Here is a 21,043-nt window from a genome sequence, read left to right as displayed (position 1 = left end):
CGCGTCTGGTTGCCCTGCGCAGCCGGATCATCGCCGGTGAACTGGCCGGGCAGGGCGGGATGTTGTCGGTCACGGCGTCCGTCGAGCGGGTCGCCGGACTTGTCGGGGGCCGTGACGACGTCTGGATCGCCACCGTCAACGGTCCCGAATCCACGGTCGTCGCGGGCAGTCCGGAGGCTCTGGACCAGGTGTCCGAAGCCACGGACCTCCACACCCGCCGCATCGCGGTGGACTACGCCTCCCACACCCCGCATGTCGAGCGGATCCGCGAGCAGTTGATGGACATCGCGGCTCCGATCACCCCCCGCGCCACCGCCGTACCCCTGTACTCCACCGTCACCGCCAGCCCCCTCGACGGCGAGGCGCTCGACGCGGACTACTGGTACCGCAATCTCCGCGAACAGGTCCGCTTCCACGACACCGTCCAGACACTGATCGCCGAGGGCAACTCCCTCTTCCTGGAGGTCAGCGCCCATCCGGTCCTGACCACCGCCATCGAGGAGACCGGCGGCACCGCCACTGGCACCCTCCGCCGCGGTGAGGGCGGCCGGCAACGCTTCCTGACCGCCCTGGCCCAGCTCTGGACCCATGGCGTCACCCCCGACTGGACCGCAGTCCTCCCCGAGGGCGCCACCACCCCCGTCGACCTCCCCACCTACGCCTTCCAGCCCAAGCACTACTGGCTGACGGCGACCGACACCACCGGTGACCTCCGAGGTGCTGGTCTCTCCACCCTCCGGCACCCGCTCCTGACGGCCGGAGTGAGCGTGGCCGAGGCCGGCGGGTTCCTCTTAACCGGCAGGCTGTCCACCGGCTCCCATCCCTGGCTTGCCGACCACGCCGTACTGGACCGGACCCTGGTGCCGGGCGCGGCCCTGGTCGAACTGGCCCTGAGGGCAGGGCAGTACGCCGGCGCGGAGTACCTCGACGAGCTGGTGTTGCAGGCCCCGCTGGTGCTGCCGGACGACGGATCCGCCGTCGATCTCCAGGTGAGCGTCGACACAGCCGACGAGCACGGAGCACGGGCGATACGGCTGCACAGCCGGCCGTCCCGACCGGACCTGCCCGAGGGCGAGCACGACTGGACCTGCCACGCCACGGGAACCCTGACCCCCCTCCCGCCCGGCGGCGACGAGCCGCCCGGCAGCGCCGAGTGGCCCCCGCAGGGCGCCGAACCGGTCGGCATCGACGGCTTCTACGGCCGTCTGGCCGCCCAGGGGTACGCCTACGGCCCGGCCTTCCAAGGCGTACAGGCCCTCTGGCGGCGCGGCGGCGAACTCTTCGCCGAGGTCGCGCTCCCGGCGCCGGGTCAGGACGCCGGACGGTTCGCGGTGCACCCCGCGCTGCTGGACGCGGCGTTGCAGACCCGGCTGGTGGAGGTGCTGGACGGTGCGGCGGAACGGATGGTGCCGTTCTCGTTCACCGGGGCGCGGATCCACGCCACCGGAGCGACCGTCGCGCGGGTACGGGTGACACGGACCGGCCCGGAGACCTTCTCGCTGGTGATGACCGACCTCGCGGGCCTGCCGGTGGTCACGCTCGACGAGATCGTGGTGCGTCCGCTCACCACCGACGTGTCCGGGGCCGCCGTACCGGCAAACTCGCTGTTCGAGCTGGACTGGGTGCCGCTGCCCGGCGGCTCTCGCGATGTCACGACGGCTCGGACGGCGGTGATCGGTGCCGCGCTGCCCGGGCTCGTCGCACCCGTCCACGCGGATGTCGCCGCCCTGGCCGCCGCCGTCCGTGCGGGCGCGCCGCGGCCGGAGACGGTGCTGCTGCCCTGTACGCCGGACGGCGAGGTGTCCGACGTGCCGGCCGCGAGCCGTGAGCATTTGGCCGCGGTGCTGGCGGTGGTGCAGGAGTGGCTGGCCTGTGCCGAACTGGCCACGGCGAGGCTGGTGTTGGTCACCCGGGGCGCGGCGGCGGTACTTCCGGGGGAGCGGGGCGATGTGGTGACCGCGGGGGTCCGCGGGCTGTGGCGTTCGGTGTGCTCGGAGCACCCGGACCGGTTCGCGCAGGTGGACCTGGACGCCGCCGCACCGTCGGCGGCGGTACTGGCCGCGGCCCTGGTCGCCGGTGAACCCGAGATCGCGGTGCGCGCCGGCGTGCTGTCCGTGCCGCGGCTGGGCCGGGTCCCGGCGTCGGACGCCAAGGCGTTGGCGGTTCCCGCGGGCAGCGGGGCGTGGGGCCTGGACCTCGACGCCGGAGGCACGCTGGACGCGCTGCGGCTGACGCCGTGCCCACAGGCCGAGGAAGCGCTGGCACCGGGCCAGGTGCGGGTCGGGGTGCGGGCGACCGGGGTCAACTTCCGGGACGTACTGGTGTCCCTGGGGGTCGTCTCGCACACCGGGGCGCTCTTCGACAGCGAGGGTGCCGGGGTGGTGCTGGAGGTAGGCCCCGGGGTCGAGGGCCTCGCGGTGGGCGACCGGGTCATGGGGCTGCTGTCCGGGGCGTACGGCGGGCCGGTGGCGGTGGCCGACAGCCGCATGGTCGCCCGGGTGCCGCGCGCCTGGACCTTCGCGCAGGCGGCCTCCGTGCCCGCGGTCTTCCTGACCGCCTACTACGCACTGGTGGACCTCGCCGAGGTGCGGGCCGGCGAGAAGCTGCTCGTGCACGCCGCCGCCGGAGGAGTGGGCACGGCCGCGATACAGCTGGCGCACCACCTCGGCGTCGAGGTGTACGCGACCGCGAGCGAGCCCAAGTGGCCCGCGGTGCGGGGCGCCGGGGTCCCGGCCGCGCGGCTGGCGTCTTCGCGCACCCTGGAGTTCACCGACCGGTTCCTCGCCGAGAGCGAGGGCCGGGGCGTCGACGTCGTACTGAACAGCCTGGCCGGCGAGTTCGTGGACGCCTCGCTGCGGCTCCTGCCCAGCGGCGGCCGCTTCGTCGAGATGGGCAAGACGGACATACGTGATGCGCGGGTGGTGGCCGAGCGGTGGCCTGGCGTGCGGTACCGGGCGTTCGACCTGGGTGAGGCCGGTGCGGACCGGCTCGGGGTCATGCTCGCGCGGCTCGCGGACCTCTTCGAACAGGGCGAGCTGTCCCCGCTGCCGTTGACCGCGTGGGACACCCGGCAGGCCCCCGAGGCCTTCCGGCAGCTGAGCCAGGCGCGGCTCACCGGGAAGGCGGTGCTGACCACGCCCGTGGCGGCGATCGAGGGCACCGTACTGATCACCGGCGGTACGGGGGTCGTCGGATCGGCGCTCGCCCGCCACCTCGTCACCGCCCATGCGGTCACCGACCTCGTCCTGGCCTCGCGCCGGGGCGACGGGGCGCCCGGAGTCCAGGACCTCGTCGCGGAGCTGGCCGGGTTGGGCGCCACGGTGCGGGTGGCGCGGTGTGACGTGTCCGACCGTGCCGCGGTGGCCGCGCTGGTGGAAGGGCTGCCCGGCCTGCGGGGCGTGGTGCACGCGGCCGGAACCGTGGACGACGGCGTGGTCTCCGCGCTGACCCCGGAGCGGCTGGACACCGTACTGCGCGCCAAGGCGGACGCGGCCTGGCATCTGCACGAGCTGACCTCGGACCGCGACCTGGCGTTCTTCGTGCTGTTCTCCTCGGCCGCCGGTGTCCTCGGCGCGGCGGGCCAGGGCAACTACGCGGCGGCCAACGCCTTCCTGGACGCACTCGCCCACCACCGGCGCACCCAGGGCCTGCCGGCCCACTCGCTCGCGTGGGGGTTGTGGGCCGAACGAAGCGTGCTCACCGGCGGCTTGACCTCAACCGACCTCGACCGGATGCACCGCCTCGGAGTCCGGCCGCTCTCCGCCGCCCAGGGCCTGGCGCTCTTCGACGCGGCGGTACGGTCGCCGCGTGCCCTGAGCGTGCCCGTCGCCCTCGATGTGGCGGCCCTGCGCGGACAGGGCACCCCCGTCCCGCTGCTGCGCGGACTGGTGCGCACGGCGGCCCGGCGCCCGGCGGTCAACGCGCTGGGCGGCGTCGGGGGCCGACTGGGCGAGCGTCTGGCCGGGCTGTCCCCGGCGGATCGCGACCGGACGCTGACCGACCTGGTGCGCACCCATGCCGCGCTGGTGCTCGGGCACGAGGACAGCGACGCGGTGGCCGACAACCGGTCGTTCAAGGACCTGGGCTTCGACTCGCTGACCGTGGTCGAGCTGCGCAACCGGCTCGGCACCGCGACCGGACTGCGGCTCCCGGTGACCCTCGCCTTCGACCATCCGACCCCGGCCGCGCTGGCGGCTGCGCTGGGGGCACAGCTCGTGCCGGTGGGTGCGGACGGTGGCTCAGCGTCGGCAACGCCGGTCCGTGTGGCGGACGACTCCGTGGAAGACGACGATCTCATCGCCGTCGTCGGGATGAGCTGCCGGTTCCCCGGCGGTGTGCGGTCGCCCGAGGACCTGTGGCAGCTGCTCACCGAGGGGCGGGACGCCATGGGCGGGTATCCCGCCGACCGCGGCTGGCAGGTCGAACTGGGCGGCCCCGGCACGGCCGGGGAGCACTTCCGGCAGGTCGGCGGGTTCCTCCACGACATGGCCGACTTCGATCCCGCGTTCTTCGGGATCTCGGCGCGAGAGGCGCTGGCCATGGATCCGCAGCAACGGCTGCTCCTCGAGACCACCTGGGAGGCCTTCGAGCACGCGGGCATCGACCCCGCCACGTTGCGCTCCACGGCGACCGGCGTCTTCGCCGGGCTGATCTACAACGACTACGCCGCACGGTTCCCCAGACTGCCCGACGGATTCGAGGGGTACCTCGGCAACGGCAGCGCCAACAGCGTGGCCTCCGGACGTATCGCCTACACCCTCGGCCTCGAAGGCCCGGCGATCACGGTGGACACCGCCTGTTCGTCGTCGCTGGTCGCGCTGCACCTGGCCGCGCAGGCCCTGCGGCAGGGCGACTGCACGCTCGCGGTCGCCGGCGGCGTGACCGTGATGTCGACGCCCCGGCCCATGGTCGAGTTCAGCCGCATCGGCGGGCTCGCTCCCGACGGCCGGTCGAAGGCGTTCTCCGCCGACGCCGACGGCATGGGGTTCGCCGAGGGCGTCGGCATGCTGGTGGTGGAGCGGTTGTCCGACGCCCGGCGCAACGGCCACCGGGTCCTGGCGGTCGTACGGGGCTCCGCGCTGAACCAGGACGGCGCGTCCAACGGCCTCACCGCGCCCAGCGGTCCGGCGCAGGAGCGGGTGATCCGGCAGGCGTTGGCGGGCGCTGGGGTGTCAGCGTCCGAGGTGGACGTGGTCGAGGCACACGGCACGGGCACCTCGCTCGGGGATCCGATCGAGGCGCAGGCTCTGCTGGCGACGTACGGCCAGGACCGTCCCGCCGAACGGCCCGTGCTGCTGGGCTCGGTGAAGTCGAACATCGGTCACACGCAGGCCGCGGCCGGTGTGGCCGGCGTGATCAAGATGGTCATGGCGATGCGCAACGGCCTCGTACCGCGCACGCTCCACGTCGAGCGGCCGGCCACGCACATCGACTGGACGGCCGGAGCCCTGCGCCTGGCCGACGAGAACCTGTCCTGGCCCCGGTCCGGCCGCCCGCGGCGTGGCGCGGTGTCGTCCTTCGGTATCAGCGGCACCAACGCGCACGTGATCCTTGAGGAGCCGCCGGCCGAGCCCGCCGGACTCACCACCGACCATGCCGGGCCCGCCACCGACGACTTCGGCCACCCCGTGCCCTGGCTCGTCTCGGCGAAGACCCCAGACGGCCTGCGCGAGCAGGTCCGCCGCCTGCACGAGCGGGTGAGCGGGGACCCCTCCCTGCAACCCGCCGACGTCGCACGCTCGTTGGTCTCCAGGTCGCTGTTCGAGCACCGCGCCGTGGTCATCGGGCGGACCCGGGAGGAGCTCCTGGACCGGCTGGCGGCGGTCGGCCGCGGCGAACCGGCGACGGGTGCGGTCCGGGGAACGGCGGCCGGCCGGCCCTCCCGGACGGTGTTCGTCTTCCCCGGCCAGGGCTCGCAGTGGGCCGGCATGGCCGCCGAACTCCTCGACAGCTCGATCGTGTTCGCCGAGTCGATCGACCGGTGTGCCAAGGCGCTCGCCCCGCACACCGACTGGTCCCTGCTCGACGTCCTGCGGGCGCGACCGGACGCGCCCTCCCTGGACCGGGTCGACGTGGTGCAACCGGCGCTGTGGGCCGTCATGGTGTCCCTGGCACAGCTGTGGCGCTCGTACGGCGTGCAGCCCGCCGCCGTGGTGGGCCACTCGCAGGGCGAGCTGGCGGCGGCGTGCGTGGCGGGTGTGCTCTCCGTCGAGGACTCCGCCCGGATCGTCGCCCTGCGCAGCAGGCTCATCGGCCGTGAACTGGCCGGCCGGGGCGGCATGGTCTCCCTCGCCCGGCCCGTCGACGAGGTGCCGGACCTGCTGGCCCCGTGGGGTGAGCGGATCTGCGTGGCCACCGTCAACGGGCCGACGGCCACCGTGGTCGCCGGAGAGCCGGCCGCGCTGGACGAGCTGATGGAGGTGTGCGCACGCGATGGGGTGCGGGCACGCCGTATCCCGGTGGACTACGCCTCCCACACCCCCCAGGTCGAGCGCCTGCGTCAACCGCTTCTCGACCTGGCCGCGCCGGTCCTGCCCCGCCCCGGCGACCTGCCGATGTACTCCGCGGTGACCGGCGCGCTGCTGGACGGCCGTGCGGCCGACGCCCGGTACTGGTACCGCAACCTGCGCGAGACCGTACGGTTCGACGGGGCGACCCGTGCCCTCGCCGACGCGGGGCACGACGTGTTCGTCGAGGTCAGCCCGCACCCGGTGCTGACCAACGCGATCGAGCACACGCTGGAGGACGGCACCGGACGGGCCGCCGAGGCGGTCGTCACCGGGACGCTGCGGCGCGCCGAGGACGGCCGGGAGCGGCTGCTCACGGCACTCGCGGAGGTGTTCGTGAGCGGCGTCCCCGTGGACTGGGCGCGGACGTTCCCGGGCGGTCGGCCCGTGGACCTGCCGACCTACGCCTTCCACCGGCAGCGGTTCTGGCTGGACGCCCCCGAGCGCTCCGACGACGCGACCGGCGTCGGCCTGACGGCGACGGACCACCCGCTGCTGGCAGGCGCTCTCGCCCCCGTCGGCAGTGACAACCTCCTGTACACCGGCAGGCTGTCCCGCACGGCCCAGCCCTGGCTCGCCGACCATGCGGTGCTGGACACCGTGGTCCTGCCCGGCAGCGTCTTCGTCGACTGGGCGCTGTACGCGGGCCGCGCGTCCGGCTGCCCCCGGATCGCCGAACTCACGCTGGAGCAACCGCTGTTCCTCGACGCCTCCGCAGCGACCCACGTCCAGGTGCAGGTGGCGGGGCCGGACGAGACCGGGCAGCGCGTCCTGTCCGTCCACTCCCGAGCGGAGTTCGGCACGGCGGACACGGCGACCGGCTGGACCTGCCACGCCCGGGCTCTGCTGACCCCCGACACCGACACCGACACCTCCGCCGACGGCTTCGCGGACCTCTCCGGCGCATGGCCGCCGCCGGGCGCAGCCGTCCTTCCCCTGGACGACTTCTACGACGGGCTGGGCGACCGTGGCTACGCCTACGGGCCCGCCTTCCGCGGCCTGCGTGCCGCCTGGCAGCGCGGGGCGGAGATCTTCGCCGAGGTGTCCCTGGGCGAAGAGGCCACCGCCCCGATGGACGGCTTCGCCCTGCACCCCGCACTCCTGGACGCGTCCCTGCACGCGGCGGGTGTGCCCGGCGGCCCCTTCGACGGGGGTGGCCTGGACGACGGGCGCGGCCTGGACGATGCCGGCGAAGCCCGGATCCGGATGCCGTTCTCCTGGTCCGGCATCCGGCTGCACTCCGCGCCCACGACCACGCTCCGGGTCAGGTTGTCCGCCCCCGGCCGGGACGCCCTGCGCGTCGACGTCGCCGGCAGCATCGGCCAACCGGTCGCGTCCATCGACGAGTTGACGCTGCGCCCGGTACCCGCCGCACGCCTTCAGGAGGCCACCGCGGCCACCGCGACCCGGCCCGCCCGGCACCAGCGTCCCCGGCAAGCACCCTCGGACAGCGCCGCCGCCCGCCTGGTGCGGGAGGCCGCGCCCCAGGAGCGCCCCGAACTGCTGGCACGGCTCGTCCGCGACCAGCTGACCGCCGTACTGGGCCACGACACCACGGACATCGCAGAGGACATCAAGTTCCTGAACCTCGGCATGGACTCGATAGCGGGCATCGCCCTGCGGGACCGGCTCGGCACCCTGCTGAACCTGAGGCTCCCGGCGACGACGACGTTCGAGTACTCGACGACGTCCCGGCTCGCCGACCGCCTCGCCGAACTGCTGGCCGGGACCACCCCCGAGGCGGCACCCCGGCCTGCAGCCGAACCCGAGACCGAACCCGAACCCGAGACCGAGCTGGACGTCGCACCATCGGCACCGGTCCCGGCTCCGGCAGATCCCCTGGACAGCATCACCGCCCTCTACCACCAGGCTTACGCCCTCGGGCGCACCGGCTCGGTCGGCATGGACCTCATCCAGGCGGCGGGATGGCTCCGGCCCTCCTTCACCGTCGAGGAGGCGGCCGACCACGCCCTGCCGCCGGTCCGCATGGCCACCGGCGACGGCAGCCGGACCATGCTCGTGTGCCTGCCCGCCATCACGGCCACCGCAGGGCCGATCCAGTACGGCATGATGGCCCAGCACTTCGAGGGCAAACGGGACGTCCTGTCGCTGGTCAACCCCGGCTACGCCGAGGGCGAGCTGGTGGCGGACACCTTCGACAGCCTGGTCGAGGCCCATCTGGCGAAGCTGCGCGAGACCGTCGGAAGCAAGCCGTTCGTCCTGCTCGGCCACTCCATGGGCGGGCTGATCGCCCACGCCCTGGCGATGCGGTCCGAGGAGGTCGACGCGGGACCCGAAGCGGTCGTCCTGCTCGACACGTTCCAGGCCACGCACCAGTTCTCCGAGAAGACCACCATCGCGATGAACGAGGGCCTGGACTCCCGCGAACAACTCCTCGGCCCGTTCGCCCTGAACGGCGTGAAACTCACCGCCATGGGCCGCTACAACGCACTGTTCATGCAGCAGTGCCGGTTGCGCCCGACCGAGGCCCCGACGCTCTTCCTGAGCGCCGCCGACCCCATGCCCCACCAGGACGAGGGTTTCGAGGACGGCGGCTGGCGTGCGGCCTGGCCCTTCCCCCACACCGCACAGGCCACCCCGGGCGACCACTTCACGATCATGGAGCACAACCTGCCGCTGACCACCGGTGCCATCGAGAGCTGGCTCGCCGACCGCGGCCTGTGACCGCCCCCGAGCAATGACACCCGCGAAATCCCCCCACAGGCACGACGCGAAAGGAAGCGTCCCCATGACGATGCCCGCCTTCGAAAAGGTGGCCCCGCCCGGCATTGATGCGGTGTCCGACCCGTACGCGGTCTACGCCCATCTGCGCGAGCAGGGACCGGTGCACCGCGTGCCCACCCACGACGCGGGTGACGTCTGGCTCGTCGTCGGCCACGAGGCGGCCCGCGCCGCCCTGACGGACCCGCGCCTGCGCAACGACATCCACCACTCGTCCTCGTGGCAGGACGACGGCGGGAACGCGATCGGTCTGAACATGCTGCAGACAGATCCCCCGGACCACACCCGGCTACGGCGCCTGGTGGCCCGGGAGTTCACCGCGCGCCGCATCGAGGCGCTGCGCCCGAGGGTCCGGCAGATCGCCGACGAACTGCTCGACGCGATGCTGCCGCTGGGCCGGGCCGACCTCGTCGAGGCGTTCGCGAAACCCTTGCCCATGGCGGTCATCTGCGAACTCCTCGGCGTTCCGCAGGCCGACCGGGAACGGTTCGGCGCCTGGTCGGGCGAACTGGTCTTCCCCAGCAGCGCGGAAGCCGCCGGTGCCGCCGTGCAGGCCATGACCGGCTACCTGGCCGAGCTCATCGAGGCGAAACGCCGCACCGACGACGGGCGGCTGCTCGGCGCCCTGGTGCGCACCATGGATGAGGACGGCGACCGCCTGTCGCCGCAGGAGATGCTCGGGATGGCCTTCCTGCTACTCGTCGCGGGTCATGAGACCACCGTCAACCTCATCGCCAACGGCACCTGCGCACTGCTGCGCAGCCCCGGCCAACTCGCTGCCCTGCGCGCCGACTTCACCCTCCTCGACGGTGCCGTGGAGGAGATGCTCCGCTACGACGGCCCGTCGCAGTCCACGGCCCACCGCTTCGCGTCCGAGGACGTGGAGATCGCGGGCACGTGGATCCCCGCGGGAGACCCCGTGCTGGTCCTCCTGGGAGCCGGCAACCGTGACCCGGAACGCTTCCCGGACCCCCAGACCTTCGACATCCGGCGCGACGCCCGCGGCCACCTCGGCTTCGGCCACGGCATTCACCACTGCCTGGGGGCACCGCTCGCCCGGCTGGAGGCGACCGTCGCCCTGCGCGCCCTCCTGGAGCGCTGCCCGGACCTCGCCCTCGACACCGACCCGGACCTGCTCGCCTGGCGGCCCAGCCTGATGCGCGGAGTCCTCCATCTGCCGGTGCGCTACGCGCCATGACCGAGAGGGACGCACACATGAACGAAGACGTACAGGACGACGGACCCGACCCCACCGAACCGGCCGGCCTGTTCGACCTCTCGGACCCCCGGTACACGGCGAATCCGTACGACACCTACCGGGTCGCCCGGCAGACGGCGCCGGTCTGTCCGATTACCGGGGACGGCCCCTGGATCGTCACGGGGCGTGCGGAAGCGGCCGCCGTGCTGCGGGATCCGGTCCGGTTCACCAGCCGGGCGAACACTCTCGGCGCGTACGAGTTCACCGACGCGTGCCGGAAACTGCTGTCCGACTCGGTCTACTACCGGGTCCCGCCGTTCAACGCAGACCCTCCCGAACACGGCCGGTTCCGGGCCCTCGTCGACGAGGAGTTCTCACCGGCCGCCCTGCACAGGAACGAACCCGCGATCCGGGCAACGGCCGACACCCTCGTCCGGGGCCTGAAATCCACGAAGGACGAGACAGGCGCCGATCTCCTCGCCGGGTTCGCCCAGCCGCTGCCGCTGGCCGTGATCTGCGACATCATCGGCGTACCGCCCCAGGACCGGGACACGGTCAAGGCGTGGAACAACGACTGGCTCCTCATGCAGGTGCTCCCGCTGCCCGAGGAGGATCAACTCCGGTGCGCGAAGAGCGTGTTGGAGTTCGAGGCATACTTCCGTGCCCTGCTGGCCGACCGAAGCCGGCACCCGGCCGACGACCTGCTCGGCGTCCTCGCCGCGGCGGCCGCGCAAAGCGATCCGGTTTGTACCCACGACGACGCCGTCGCCGCTCTCCTCAGCCTGCTGCCGTCCGCCCACGAGACCACCAGCCACCTCATCGCCAACACCGTGCACCGGCTGCTGCGGGACCGGAGGCTGTGGGAGGAGGTCGTCTCCGACCCCGGGCTGATCCCCGCGGCGGTGGAGGAAGGGCTCAGGCACACCACCTCGCTGCAGGGCACACCCCGTCTGGTCACCGAGGACACGGTCGTCGGCGGCACGGCGATCCCGGCCGGCGCGAAGGTGCACGCGATGGTCGCGGCGGTGGGCCGGGACCCCGAGTCGGCCGAGGACCCGGAGACCTTCCGGCTCGACCGGACCGGTCCGCCGCGCCACTTCGCGTTCGGCCACGGCCCCCACTCCTGCCTCGGCGCGCACCTGGCCCGACTGGAGAGCCGTATCGCCCTGGAAGCCCTGACCACCACGCTGCCGGACCTGGAACTGGCCCCCGGCTTCGAGCCCCACCACCTGCCGGGCGGATTCGTCCTCCACGGCCTGTTGACGCTCCCGGTCACCTGGCCCACGAGCTGACGTCCGTTCCGATCCGATCCGTCCCGAGTGAGGTAGTACCGTGCCCCTGACACACTCCGAGGACCTGTCCGCGTACGGCCAGGGCTTCGTCGACAACCCCTATCCGGTCTACGAGCGGCTGCGCGCCCAGGGCCCGGTGCACCGGGTGCGGACCGCCGCGTCGGGCGAGTTCTGGCTGGTCGTGGGCCACGCGGAGGCACGTGCCGCCCTCGCCGACCCGCGGCTGTCCAACGACATCCGGCACTCGGCCGCCTGGCAGGACGACGGAGGCAACTCCATCGGCCTGAACATGGTGCAGACGGACCCGCCGCAGCACACCCGGCTGCGCGGGCTGGTCGCGAAGGACTTCACGACACGGCGGATCGAGGCGCTGCGACCGCGCGTCCAGCAGATCGCGGACGAACTGGTCGATGCCATGCTGCCGTTGGGGCGGGTGGATCTGGTCGAGGCGTTCGCGCTGCCGTTGCCCCTGGCCGTGATCTGCGAACTACTCGGGGTGCCGGCCGGCGACCGCAAGGCGTTCCACGACTGGTACCTGCAGAGCACCGACTTCACCCGTCCCGACGCCGCCGGTGCCGCCGCGCAGGCGATGACCGGCTATCTGGCCGACCTCGTCGCCGCCAAGCGGCTGGAACCCGGCGCGGATCTGCTGAGCGCGCTGGCCGGCGGTATGCAGGACGAGGAGGACCGGCTCTCCGCCGAGGAGATGCTGGGTATGGCCTTCCTCCTGCTGGTGGCCGGCTACGAGACGGCGGCCAACCTGCTCTCCAGCGGCACTCTCGCCCTGCTGCGTCACCCCGATCAGCTCGCGGCCCTGCGCGGCGACTGGTCGCTGCTGGAGAACGCGGTGGAGGAGATGCTCCGCTACGAAGGACCGGTGGAGACCACGGCGTTCCGCTACGCCAAGGAGCCGGTGGAGATCGGCGGAACGGCCGTCGACCGCGGCGAGTCGGTGGCCGTGGTGCTGGCCGCGGCCTCGCGCGACTCCCGGCGGTTCGCCGAACCCGACCGCTTCGACATCCGCCGGGACGCCCGCGGCCACATGGCCTTCGGCTACGGCATCCACCACTGCCTGGGCGCACCACTGGCCCGCATGCAGGGCGCGGTCGCTTTCCGCACGCTGCTGGAGCGCTGCCCCGGCCTCGCCCTGGACGCCCGGCCGGACGACCTCACCTGGCGCCCCAGCCTGATGCTGCGCGGGCTGCACCACCTGCCGGTCACTTTCGGCTGACAGCACCGCCGTCCGTTGTGCGGACGGCCCCCTTCGATCGCCATCGGGGCTGGATAGGGTGGGGCGCACACCTTCTACGACACCCAGGAGCGGCCCCATGAGCGCTGTGACCCCCGCTGGAGGCGACACCGCGGCGGGCCGTTCCTGGCCCGAGGTACTGAACGCCCTGCTGTACGGCCGTGACCAGAGCGCCGACGCGACGGCGTGGGCGATGGACCGGATCATGCAGGGCGAGGCGACCGACGCGCAGATCGCCGGTTTCGTGGTCGCCCTCAGGGCCAAGGGCGAGACGGTCGAGGAGATCAACGGGCTCGTCCGGACGATGTACGCGCACGCCAACGTGATCGAGGTCCCCGGCCGGACGGTGGACATCGTCGGCACCGGCGGCGACGGCGCCAAGACGGTCAACATCTCCACCATGTCGGCGATCGTCGTGGCCGGTACCGGTGCCACGGTCGTCAAGCACGGCAACCGGGCCGCCTCCTCCGCGTCCGGCGCCTCGGACGTCCTGGGGAAGCTCGGCGTCAACCTGGAGCTGACCCCGCAGCGGGTGGCCGAGGTGGCCGGGGAGGCCGGGATCACGTTCTGCTTCGCGATCAAGTTCCATCCGGCGCTGCGTCACGTGGGCGCCGCACGCGGTCAGTTGGGCATCCGCACGGTGTTCAACGTCCTCGGCCCGCTGACCAACCCCGCGCGGGTGCGGTCCCAGGCGGTCGGGGTCGCGGACCCGCGCATGGCGCCGGTCGTCGCGGGCGTCTTCGCCGAGCGCGGCAACTCCTCGCTGGTCTTCCGCGGTGACGACGGCCTCGACGAGCTGACGACCACGTCGACCTCCCGTGTCTGGGTCGTGCGCGACGGCAAGGTCACCGAGGAGAGCTTCGACCCCCGGGACGTCGGCCTCGACCTGGTGCCGGTGGAGGCCCTGCGGGGCGGTGACCCGGCGTACAACGCGGAGGTCGCGCGCCGTCTGCTGGACGGCGAGAAGGGCCCGGTCCGGGACGCCGTACTCCTGAACTCGGCGGCCGCGCTGGTGGCCCTGGACCCCGGTCCGGGGACGCTGGCCGAGCAGCTGAGGGCCGGGATGGACAAGGCCGCCGAGTCGATCGACTCCGGGTCGGCGAAGCGGACGCTGGAGCGCTGGGTGGCCGCGAGCAACGCATAGCGTCCACCAGGGTGTCGTCCCGCGATCCGGACACGGGTTGCGGGACGACGATCACCTCACGTACGTTCTTTGACCAGGTCATGAGTGACAGTCATGAGGCCCCGGCCGACTGTCCGGCAACCCTCCGTCCGTGGCGGGGTGCCCCGGGTGAAGACCAGGCCGTAGGCAGCGAGGTCTACGGCAAGCGCGGATCCCTCACGAACCCAGGGATCCTGGTCATTCGAGGGAGTCTCCTGTGAGCAAGCGAATGCGATAGGGCCGCCGAGCCCCGCCTCCGCGCACCCATCTCACCTTTCTTTTCTTTTCACGGGAGTTCCCCATGTCCGTCTCCACCGCTGCCGCCGTCCAGACCATTTGTCCCCCTCTGCCCTTTCTGGGCCGGGATGTCACCGTCCCGCTCGTCACCGGCGGCGAAGTCACCTACGCGGCGCTCGACTACGCCGCCAGCGCACCGGCCCTCCAGCGGGTCTGGGACGACGTGGCGGCGTACGCGCCCTACTACGGCAGCGTGCACCGCGGGGCCGGCTACCTCTCCCAGCTGTCGACCGACCTGTTCGAGAACGCCCGCAGGACCGTCACCGAGTTCCTCGACTGCCGCGACGACGACCAGCTGATCTTCACCCGCTCGACCACCGACTCGCTCAACCTCCTCGCCGCCGCCCTCCCCGCCGACTGCCAGGTCTTCGTCTTCGAGACCGAGCACCACGCGAGCCTGCTGCCCTGGAAGGACGCCCGGGTCAGCTACCTCGACGCCCCGCGCACCCCGCGCCAGGCCGTCCGGACCCTGGAGAAGGCCCTCGCCGACCGCGACCCCCAGGGTCCGGCCCTGGTGTGCGTCACCGGCGCCTCCAACGTCACCGGGGAGCTGTGGCCCGTACGGGAACTGGCCGCGGCCGCGCACGCCCACGGCGCCCGGATCGTGCTCGACGCGGCCCAGCTCGCCCCGCACCACCCGCTGAGCGTCCGTGACCTCGACGTCGACTGGGTCGCCTTCTCCGGCCACAAGCTCTACGCCCCCTTCGGTTCCGGCGTCCTGGCCGGCCGCGCCGACTGGCTCCGGGCCGCCGATCCCTACCTCGCGGGCGGCGGAGCCAGCCGCAAGGTCACCCGGCGCGAGGACGGGGGAGTGGACGTGGAGTGGCACGACAGCGCCGCGCGCCACGAGGCCGGCTCCCCGAACGTCATCGGTGCCTACTCCATCGCGTCGGCCTGCAAGGCGCTGACCGAGGCCGGCTTCGACACCCTGGTCGCCCGCGAGCAGTATCTGATCAAGAAGGTGAAGGGCGGCCTCGCCGAGGTCCCCGCGGTCCGCGTCCTGTCCCTCTTCGGCGACGACGCCCCCCGCGTCGGCGTGATCTCCTTCGTCGTCGAGGGCTGGAACAGCTCCCACTTCGCCGCCGCCCTGTCCGCCGAGTACGGCATCGGCGTCCGCGACGGCCTCTTCTGCGCCCACCCCCTCGTGCGCACCCTCCTCGGCAGCGACCCGCAGTCCCAGGGCGAGTGCGGCGCCCCCGAGGCCGCGCCCGGCGAGAAGTCCCTCAACGCGATCCGGGTGAGCTTCGGCGCGGGCACCCCTGACGAGCACGTGGAGCGGTTCGTGCAGGCCGTGAAGGAACTGGTCGCGGACGGTGCGAAGTGGACGTACCGCACCGAGGACGGCCGCTGCGTCCCGGCCGTCTGACGTACCGGAGTCCACCGCGCGTATACGCTCCCCCCAGCAACCGTACGGAAAGCAGGGGGAGCACGGGGTGCAGGATCTGCGCGAGACCGACCCGTCGGCCATCGGGCCCTACGAGGTCCTGGGCAGACTCGGGTCCGGCGGCATGGGCGAGGTGTATCTCGCCCAGGCGCGGGGCGGACTGCGGCTGGCCGTGAAGGTCGTACGGGCCGAACACGCCGAGGACCGCACCTTCCGCGCCCGGTTCCGGCACGAGGTGCGGGCCGCGCAGACCGTCGGCGGGGCGGGTACGTACACCGCGCGGGTCGTGGACGCGGACACCGAGGCGGCGCGGCCGTGGATGGCGACCGAGTTCGTGGCGGGGCCCAACCTGCGGGACGCGGTGCTCGACCGGGGACCGCTGCCCGCGGACGCGGTACGGCTGCTGGCCGCCGCGCTCGCCGAGGCGCTCGCCGCGATCCACGCCAAGGGCCTGGTGCACCGGGACCTCAAGCCCTCCAACATCCTGCTCGCGCCGAACGGCCCCCGCGTCATCGACTTCGGGATCGTCCGGGCCCTGGAGGGCACCGCCCTGACCCGGACCGGCGTGGTCGTCGGGTCGGTCGGCTATCTCTCGCCCGAGCAGATCCGCAACGGCGCCCAGGTGGTGCCGGCCAGTGACGTCTTCTCCCTCGGCGCGGTCCTCGCCTACGCGTCCGGCGGCAGGGAACCCTTCGGCGAGGGGCAGGATTCGGTCGTTCTGCTGCGGATCCTGACCGGTGACGTCGACCTGTCCGCCGTACCGGAGGGGCAGCTGCCGCTGGTGGAGTCGTGTCTGCGGGACGACCCCGGCGCCCGGCCGGCCCCCGCGGAACTGGTCGCGGCCGCGGGGCACACCACGGTCTCGCTGCGCGAGAGCCTGCGGCCGGGGTGGTACGCCCCCGGTGCCGTGAAGGAGCCCGAGGCCACCGTGCAGAGCGGTGCGCGCTGGGTTCCCGGGCACGACTCGGGCGAGCGGGAGAGCCGCGTCGAGTACGTGATGCCCCCGACCGCCACGGACATCCCCGAGGTCACCGACGTGACACCGGCCCCTGCCCCGCCGTCGCGGCGCCGGCTGCTGCGGGCCGTGGCGGGAGGTGCCGGGGTCGCGGCGGCCGGCGGACTGGGCGGGTGGCTGTGGCTGCGGGACGCGCAGGACGGATCCGCGAAGGCCGGAGCGGGCTCCCCGACCGGCACGCCCGCGACAGGCTGGCAGTACAAGGTCCAGGGCCTCGGCGGACGGCGCGGCCCCTGTGCGGCCGTCTCGCCCGCCGGCACGCGGGTGTACGTCGGCGGCACGGACCGCGCGCTGCACGCGCTGGACCTGGACGGGCGGACCGTATGGCGGACCTCGCTCGGTGCCGAGCCCATGTCACCGCTCGCCACCGCCGACGGCGTGTACTGCCTGCTGGAGGACGGCCAGGAGGGCGCCTCCAAGCTGTGCGCGCTCGGCCGGGGCGGCAAGGTCCGCTGGACCAGGTCGTTCGCCGGGAACGGTCAGTTCCCGGTCGCCGCCGGCCGGCTGGTCCTGGTGTCCTACGGCGACGGTTCGGACGCGGGCGGGGTGCGGGCCTACGCCCCCGACGGCAGCGTGCGCTGGTCCACGCCGCCCGGACCGGCGCCCACCAGCGAGCCCCTGGTGGCCGACGGCGTGGTGTACGTCGGCACCTTCGGGGACCAGGTCCAGGCCCTGGACGCGAACAGCGGCAAGCGGCTCTGGGCGACGAAGGCGGGCCTCGACACCAGCCGTCCCGCGCTGGTCGGAGACACTCTGATGGTCGGATCGGGCGGCGAGGAGATGCTGCACGGCCTGAGCCGCACCGGCAAGCCGCTGTGGGACCGCACCAACGACAAGGTGTACGGCAGCCGCTACTTCGCCTGTGTGCCCTTCGGCGGCGTGGGCGTCACCGCGTCCGACTACGAACTGGTCGCCCTGGATCCCGCCGACGGATCGACGGCGTGGTCCTTCCAGTTCACCGACGACGGACGCCAGTACAGCGACCCCACGGTCCAGGGCGACACCGTCTTCGTACGCCACGGCTCGACGCTCTACGGCGTCAACCGCAAGGGAAAGCAGACCTGGAGCCGGCGCGTCGAGGGCGGCACGTCCGTCGGGACCCAGAGCCCGGTCGTCCGGGACGGCCGCGTGTACACCGCGACCGCCGACGGCATCACGGTGCTCGCGCTCGGCTCCTAGCTGTCGAGGAAGCTCAGCCGTCGAGGCCGATCGCGAACGCGGCCTCCAGGTCGTGCTGGGAGTAGGTGCGGAAGGCCACGTGGGTGTCCGTCGCCTCGACACCGGGGATCTTGCTGATGCTGCCGGGGATGACCTCGGCGAGGTCCTCGTGCCGCTTGACCCGGACCATGGCGATCAGGTCGTACGTGCCCGTGACCGAGAAGACCTCGCTCACGGACTCCAGCGCGGCGATCCGCTCCGCGATCTCGGGGATCCGGTCCACGCTGGTCTTGATGAGGACGATCGCGGTGATCACGGCTGGTTCTCTCCCTCGGGGGCCGGTGGCAGGGCTCTCACCCTACTCGCGGTCCAGCCGGCCCGGTTTTGCCGCCGGGGGCCCTGGGGCCGTCCCCCGGGAGGACACAGCAGTGGTACGGCCGAAGCGCACCCACGCGAAGACCAGGCCCAGGCCGAAGCCGACCAGGTGCGCCAGATAGGCCACCCCGGGGCCGTCGGAGGCCCGGCCCGCCGCGAGCCACTGCAGCGCCGCCCAGAAGGGGAGGACGACCCAGGCGGGGAAGCGCAGCGGCAGGAAGAAGAGGAACGGCAGGAGACTGGTCACCCGGGCCCCGGGGAACAGGAAGAGAAACGCGCCGAGGACCGCCGAGATCGCCCCGGAGGCACCGACCAGGGACTGCTCGGAGTCGGCGTTGGCGGCCGCGTAGCCCAGCAGGGCGAGGTAGCCGCTGCCGACGTAGAAGAGGAGGAACTGCAGCCGGCCCATCCGTTCCTCGGTCATCACCCCGAAGACGTAGAGGAAGAGCATGTTGCCGAGCAGGTGCACCCAGCTGCCGTGCACGAACAGCGCGGTGGCCGGGGTGAGGGCGGCTCCGGGCGAGCCCTCGAAGAGCTCGGCGGGCACCACGCCCCAGCGGTGGAACCAGGCCCGCTGGGCGGCCAGGGCCGCGTCCCCGGAGCCGTAGGCCGGATCGAGGCCCGAGGCGGGGCCGATCACGAAAACCAGACAGCACAGGGCGATCAGACCGTAGGTGACCGGAGCCGGCCCCCGCAGCGTCCTGCTCGCTCCACCGACCGTCACCCTCCAGTTGCGGATCATGAACACAGAGCATGACGTAACGGGACGCAACCGAACAGAGCGCCTCGCCGCCGGACAGGTCCTGTGGACGCCCGAGCGGCGAGTCCCCGCCAGGCCGTAGGGTTACGAGCCACACGCACCGGGACGCCGGTGTGTCACTGACAATGGCTAGCAGGAAAGAGCACAGTCACGATGACGGTTCCCCTCCCGACCGCCTCGACGCGGTGGCGCTGCACCCTCTGCGGCAACCTCACGCGCTTCGACGTGACCCGTTCGTCGAAGGTCGTCGAGTACGTCCACCTCGACCTGGCGGGAGAGCCGAAGGTCGAGGAGCGCGAGGTGGTCAGTGAGACCATCGAGTCGGTGCGGTGCCGCTGGTGCAACGCCGTGGACCAGGTGGAACTCGTGGACAGGCCGGGCGCCGGCTCCTGACAGGGCCGGTCCCGCACACAGTGATGGGGTGTGACGGATGGTGGAGACACAAGGCGGGGAGCCGGGCGACGGCGCCGCCGCCGAGGTCCTCGACCGTCCGCTGCCCGACGGTGTGCGGCGCAGGGTCGTGCACATCGTCTCGGAGGGGTTCGGCGGGCTGACCGTCGGCGAACTGCCCGCACAGCTGAGGCAGTACGCGCGCTTCGCGCCGAACCGGCGGGCCAAGTTCGCGGGCAACGCGATGGCGGCCGCGCTGGAGACCGATCCGCTGTTCCGCCAGCGCATCGGGGAGAAGTTCAGAGAGGCCCAGCCGGAGCTGGCCGGCGCCCTCGACGCCGGCTCCCCGCCCCCGGCCGCGGACCCGCTCGATGTGGCGGCCGCGGCCTATGTGCTGCGTCCCGCCGACTGGGTCAAGCTGGTCACCGCGGCCGGCGAGGAGGCCCAGCGGGCGGACGCCGAGCGGGCCGACGAGGAGAACCGCGCCGAGCTGGAGCGGCTGCGCGAGGAGCTCGCGGCCGCCCGCGGCCAGACGCGCGCCGACACCGAGCGGCTGCGCACCGAGCTGGAGTCCGCCAAGAAGGAAGCCGAATCGCTTCACCGCAAGCTGCGCGCGGCACTCAGTGACGTAAAGCGCGGCGAGGCGGCCCTGCGCAAGCTGCAGGCCGAGATGGACACCGTACGCACCGAGAGCCAGATCCAGGTGTCCGCCGCCGAGAGCGAGTCGCGGCGCCTGAAGGGGCGCCTGGGGGAGGCTGAGGCCGCTCTGGAGGCCACGCGCAGGGCGGCACGGGAGGGGCGCAGTGTCGAGGACATGCGCGTGCGTCTGCTTCTGGACACCGTTCTGGACGCGGCTCAGGGGCTGCGCCGGGAACTGGCCCTGCCGCCGGTCTCCGTCCGGCCCGCCGAGACCGTCGACGCGGTCGAACCGGGCCGCATGACCCCGAAGGACATCGCCGCGCGGGCGCTCTCGGAGAACGACCCCGCGATCCTGGACCAGCTTCTCGCCCTGCCCCAGGCACACTTGGTGGTCGACGGCTACAACGTCACCAAGACCGGCTATCCCCAGATGCCGCTGGAGAAGCAGCGCCTGAGGCTCCTCGGACAGCTCTCGCAGCTCGCCGCCCAGACCGGGGCGGAGGTGACGTGTGTCTTCGACGGGGCCGAGCTCGCCGCGCCGGTGCTGCTCGCGCCGCCGCGCGGGGTGCGGGTGCTGTTCTCCAAGGCGGGCGTCACCGCCGACGAGCTGATCCGCCAGCTGGTGCGCGCCGAGCCGCCCGGGCGGCCGGTGATCGTCGCCTCGACCGACCGCGAGGTCGCCGACGGCATCGCCAAGGCGGGGGCGAGGCCGGTCGCTTCCGCGGTGCTCCTGAAGCGCCTGTCCTAAACATCAAAGTCCAGGCCGAATGACCGAATTGGCCGTATCGTCACGCAACGTAGTGTCAAGCATGCCTCACTGCACGTGAGTTATGTGCAAAGAATGCATGGCGTGACGAGATTTTCCTCCTGGGGATT

At 72.8% G+C, this 21,043-nt stretch carries 11 protein-coding genes and 1 riboswitch; of the genes, 9 read left to right on the top strand and 2 right to left on the bottom strand.

Features of this window, described 5'->3' with window-relative positions:
- Window positions 1–5 precede the first annotated feature (5 nt).
- The 7 genes from ACFVYN_RS08370 (at window position 6) to ACFVYN_RS08340 (ending at window position 18,024) form a co-directional block, all read left to right on the top strand.
- On the top strand, window positions 6–9,191 hold the full coding sequence (locus ACFVYN_RS08370) for an alpha/beta fold hydrolase (protein WP_389994309.1): 9,186 nt from the start codon (window positions 6–8) through the stop codon (window positions 9,189–9,191).
- Window positions 9,192–9,255: 64 nt separating this feature from the next.
- Window positions 9,256–10,446 carry a cytochrome P450 gene (locus ACFVYN_RS08365; protein ID WP_389994296.1) on the top strand — a complete coding sequence of 397 codons (1,191 nt, stop codon included), beginning with the start codon at window positions 9,256–9,258 and terminating at the stop codon, window positions 10,444–10,446.
- Between the two features lie 17 nt (window positions 10,447–10,463).
- Window positions 10,464–11,738 (top strand): cytochrome P450, encoded by a 1,275-nt coding sequence (locus tag ACFVYN_RS08360; RefSeq protein WP_389994294.1) that lies wholly within the window; start codon window positions 10,464–10,466, stop codon window positions 11,736–11,738.
- A 40-nt stretch (window positions 11,739–11,778) separates the two neighbouring features.
- Entirely contained in the window at window positions 11,779–12,969 is a 1,191-nt protein-coding gene (locus ACFVYN_RS08355) for a cytochrome P450 (protein WP_389994292.1), read from the top strand.
- A 97-nt stretch (window positions 12,970–13,066) separates the two neighbouring features.
- A complete protein-coding gene (trpD, locus tag ACFVYN_RS08350) occupies window positions 13,067–14,131 on the top strand; it encodes an anthranilate phosphoribosyltransferase (protein ID WP_389994289.1) in 1,065 nt (354 codons plus the stop codon).
- A gap of 76 nt (window positions 14,132–14,207) precedes the next feature.
- A riboswitch (SAM riboswitch) is annotated at window positions 14,208–14,324 on the top strand.
- Between the two features lie 126 nt (window positions 14,325–14,450).
- The gene (locus tag ACFVYN_RS08345) at window positions 14,451–15,812 is read left to right on the top strand and encodes an aminotransferase class V-fold PLP-dependent enzyme (RefSeq protein WP_389994286.1); all 1,362 of its coding nucleotides are present in this window, start codon (window positions 14,451–14,453) and stop codon (window positions 15,810–15,812) included.
- Window positions 15,813–15,879: 67 nt separating this feature from the next.
- Window positions 15,880–18,024, top strand: coding sequence for a PQQ-binding-like beta-propeller repeat protein (locus tag ACFVYN_RS08340; protein WP_389994284.1), 2,145 nt, complete (start codon window positions 15,880–15,882; stop codon window positions 18,022–18,024).
- 13 nt (window positions 18,025–18,037) lie between these two features.
- Here ACFVYN_RS08340 and ACFVYN_RS08335 read toward each other — a convergent pair whose 3' ends face one another.
- Both ACFVYN_RS08335 and ACFVYN_RS08330 read right to left on the bottom strand, forming a co-directional pair.
- The gene (locus tag ACFVYN_RS08335; protein WP_389994281.1) at window positions 18,038–18,319 is read right to left on the bottom strand and encodes an Lrp/AsnC family transcriptional regulator; all 282 of its coding nucleotides are present in this window, start codon (window positions 18,317–18,319) and stop codon (window positions 18,038–18,040) included.
- 42 nt (window positions 18,320–18,361) lie between these two features.
- On the bottom strand, window positions 18,362–19,120 hold the full coding sequence (locus ACFVYN_RS08330; RefSeq protein ID WP_389994278.1) for a rhomboid family intramembrane serine protease: 759 nt from the start codon (window positions 19,118–19,120) through the stop codon (window positions 18,362–18,364).
- Window positions 19,121–19,291: 171 nt separating this feature from the next.
- Between ACFVYN_RS08330 and ACFVYN_RS08325 the strand changes: the two genes are divergently transcribed.
- Window positions 19,292–19,531: a hypothetical protein gene (locus ACFVYN_RS08325; protein ID WP_037719539.1), complete on the top strand. Its 240-nt coding sequence runs from the start codon at window positions 19,292–19,294 to the stop codon at window positions 19,529–19,531.
- Between the two features lie 37 nt (window positions 19,532–19,568).
- The gene (locus ACFVYN_RS08320; protein WP_389994276.1) at window positions 19,569–20,915 is read left to right on the top strand and encodes an NYN domain-containing protein; all 1,347 of its coding nucleotides are present in this window, start codon (window positions 19,569–19,571) and stop codon (window positions 20,913–20,915) included.
- Window positions 20,916–21,043: the final 128 nt, after the last annotated feature.

Source organism: Streptomyces sp. NPDC058307 (assembly GCF_042880295.1).
Lineage (GTDB): Bacteria > Actinomycetota > Actinomycetes > Streptomycetales > Streptomycetaceae > Streptomyces.
Note: the sequence above shows the minus strand (reverse complement) of the source record. Positions and strands in the feature narration are given on the sequence as shown.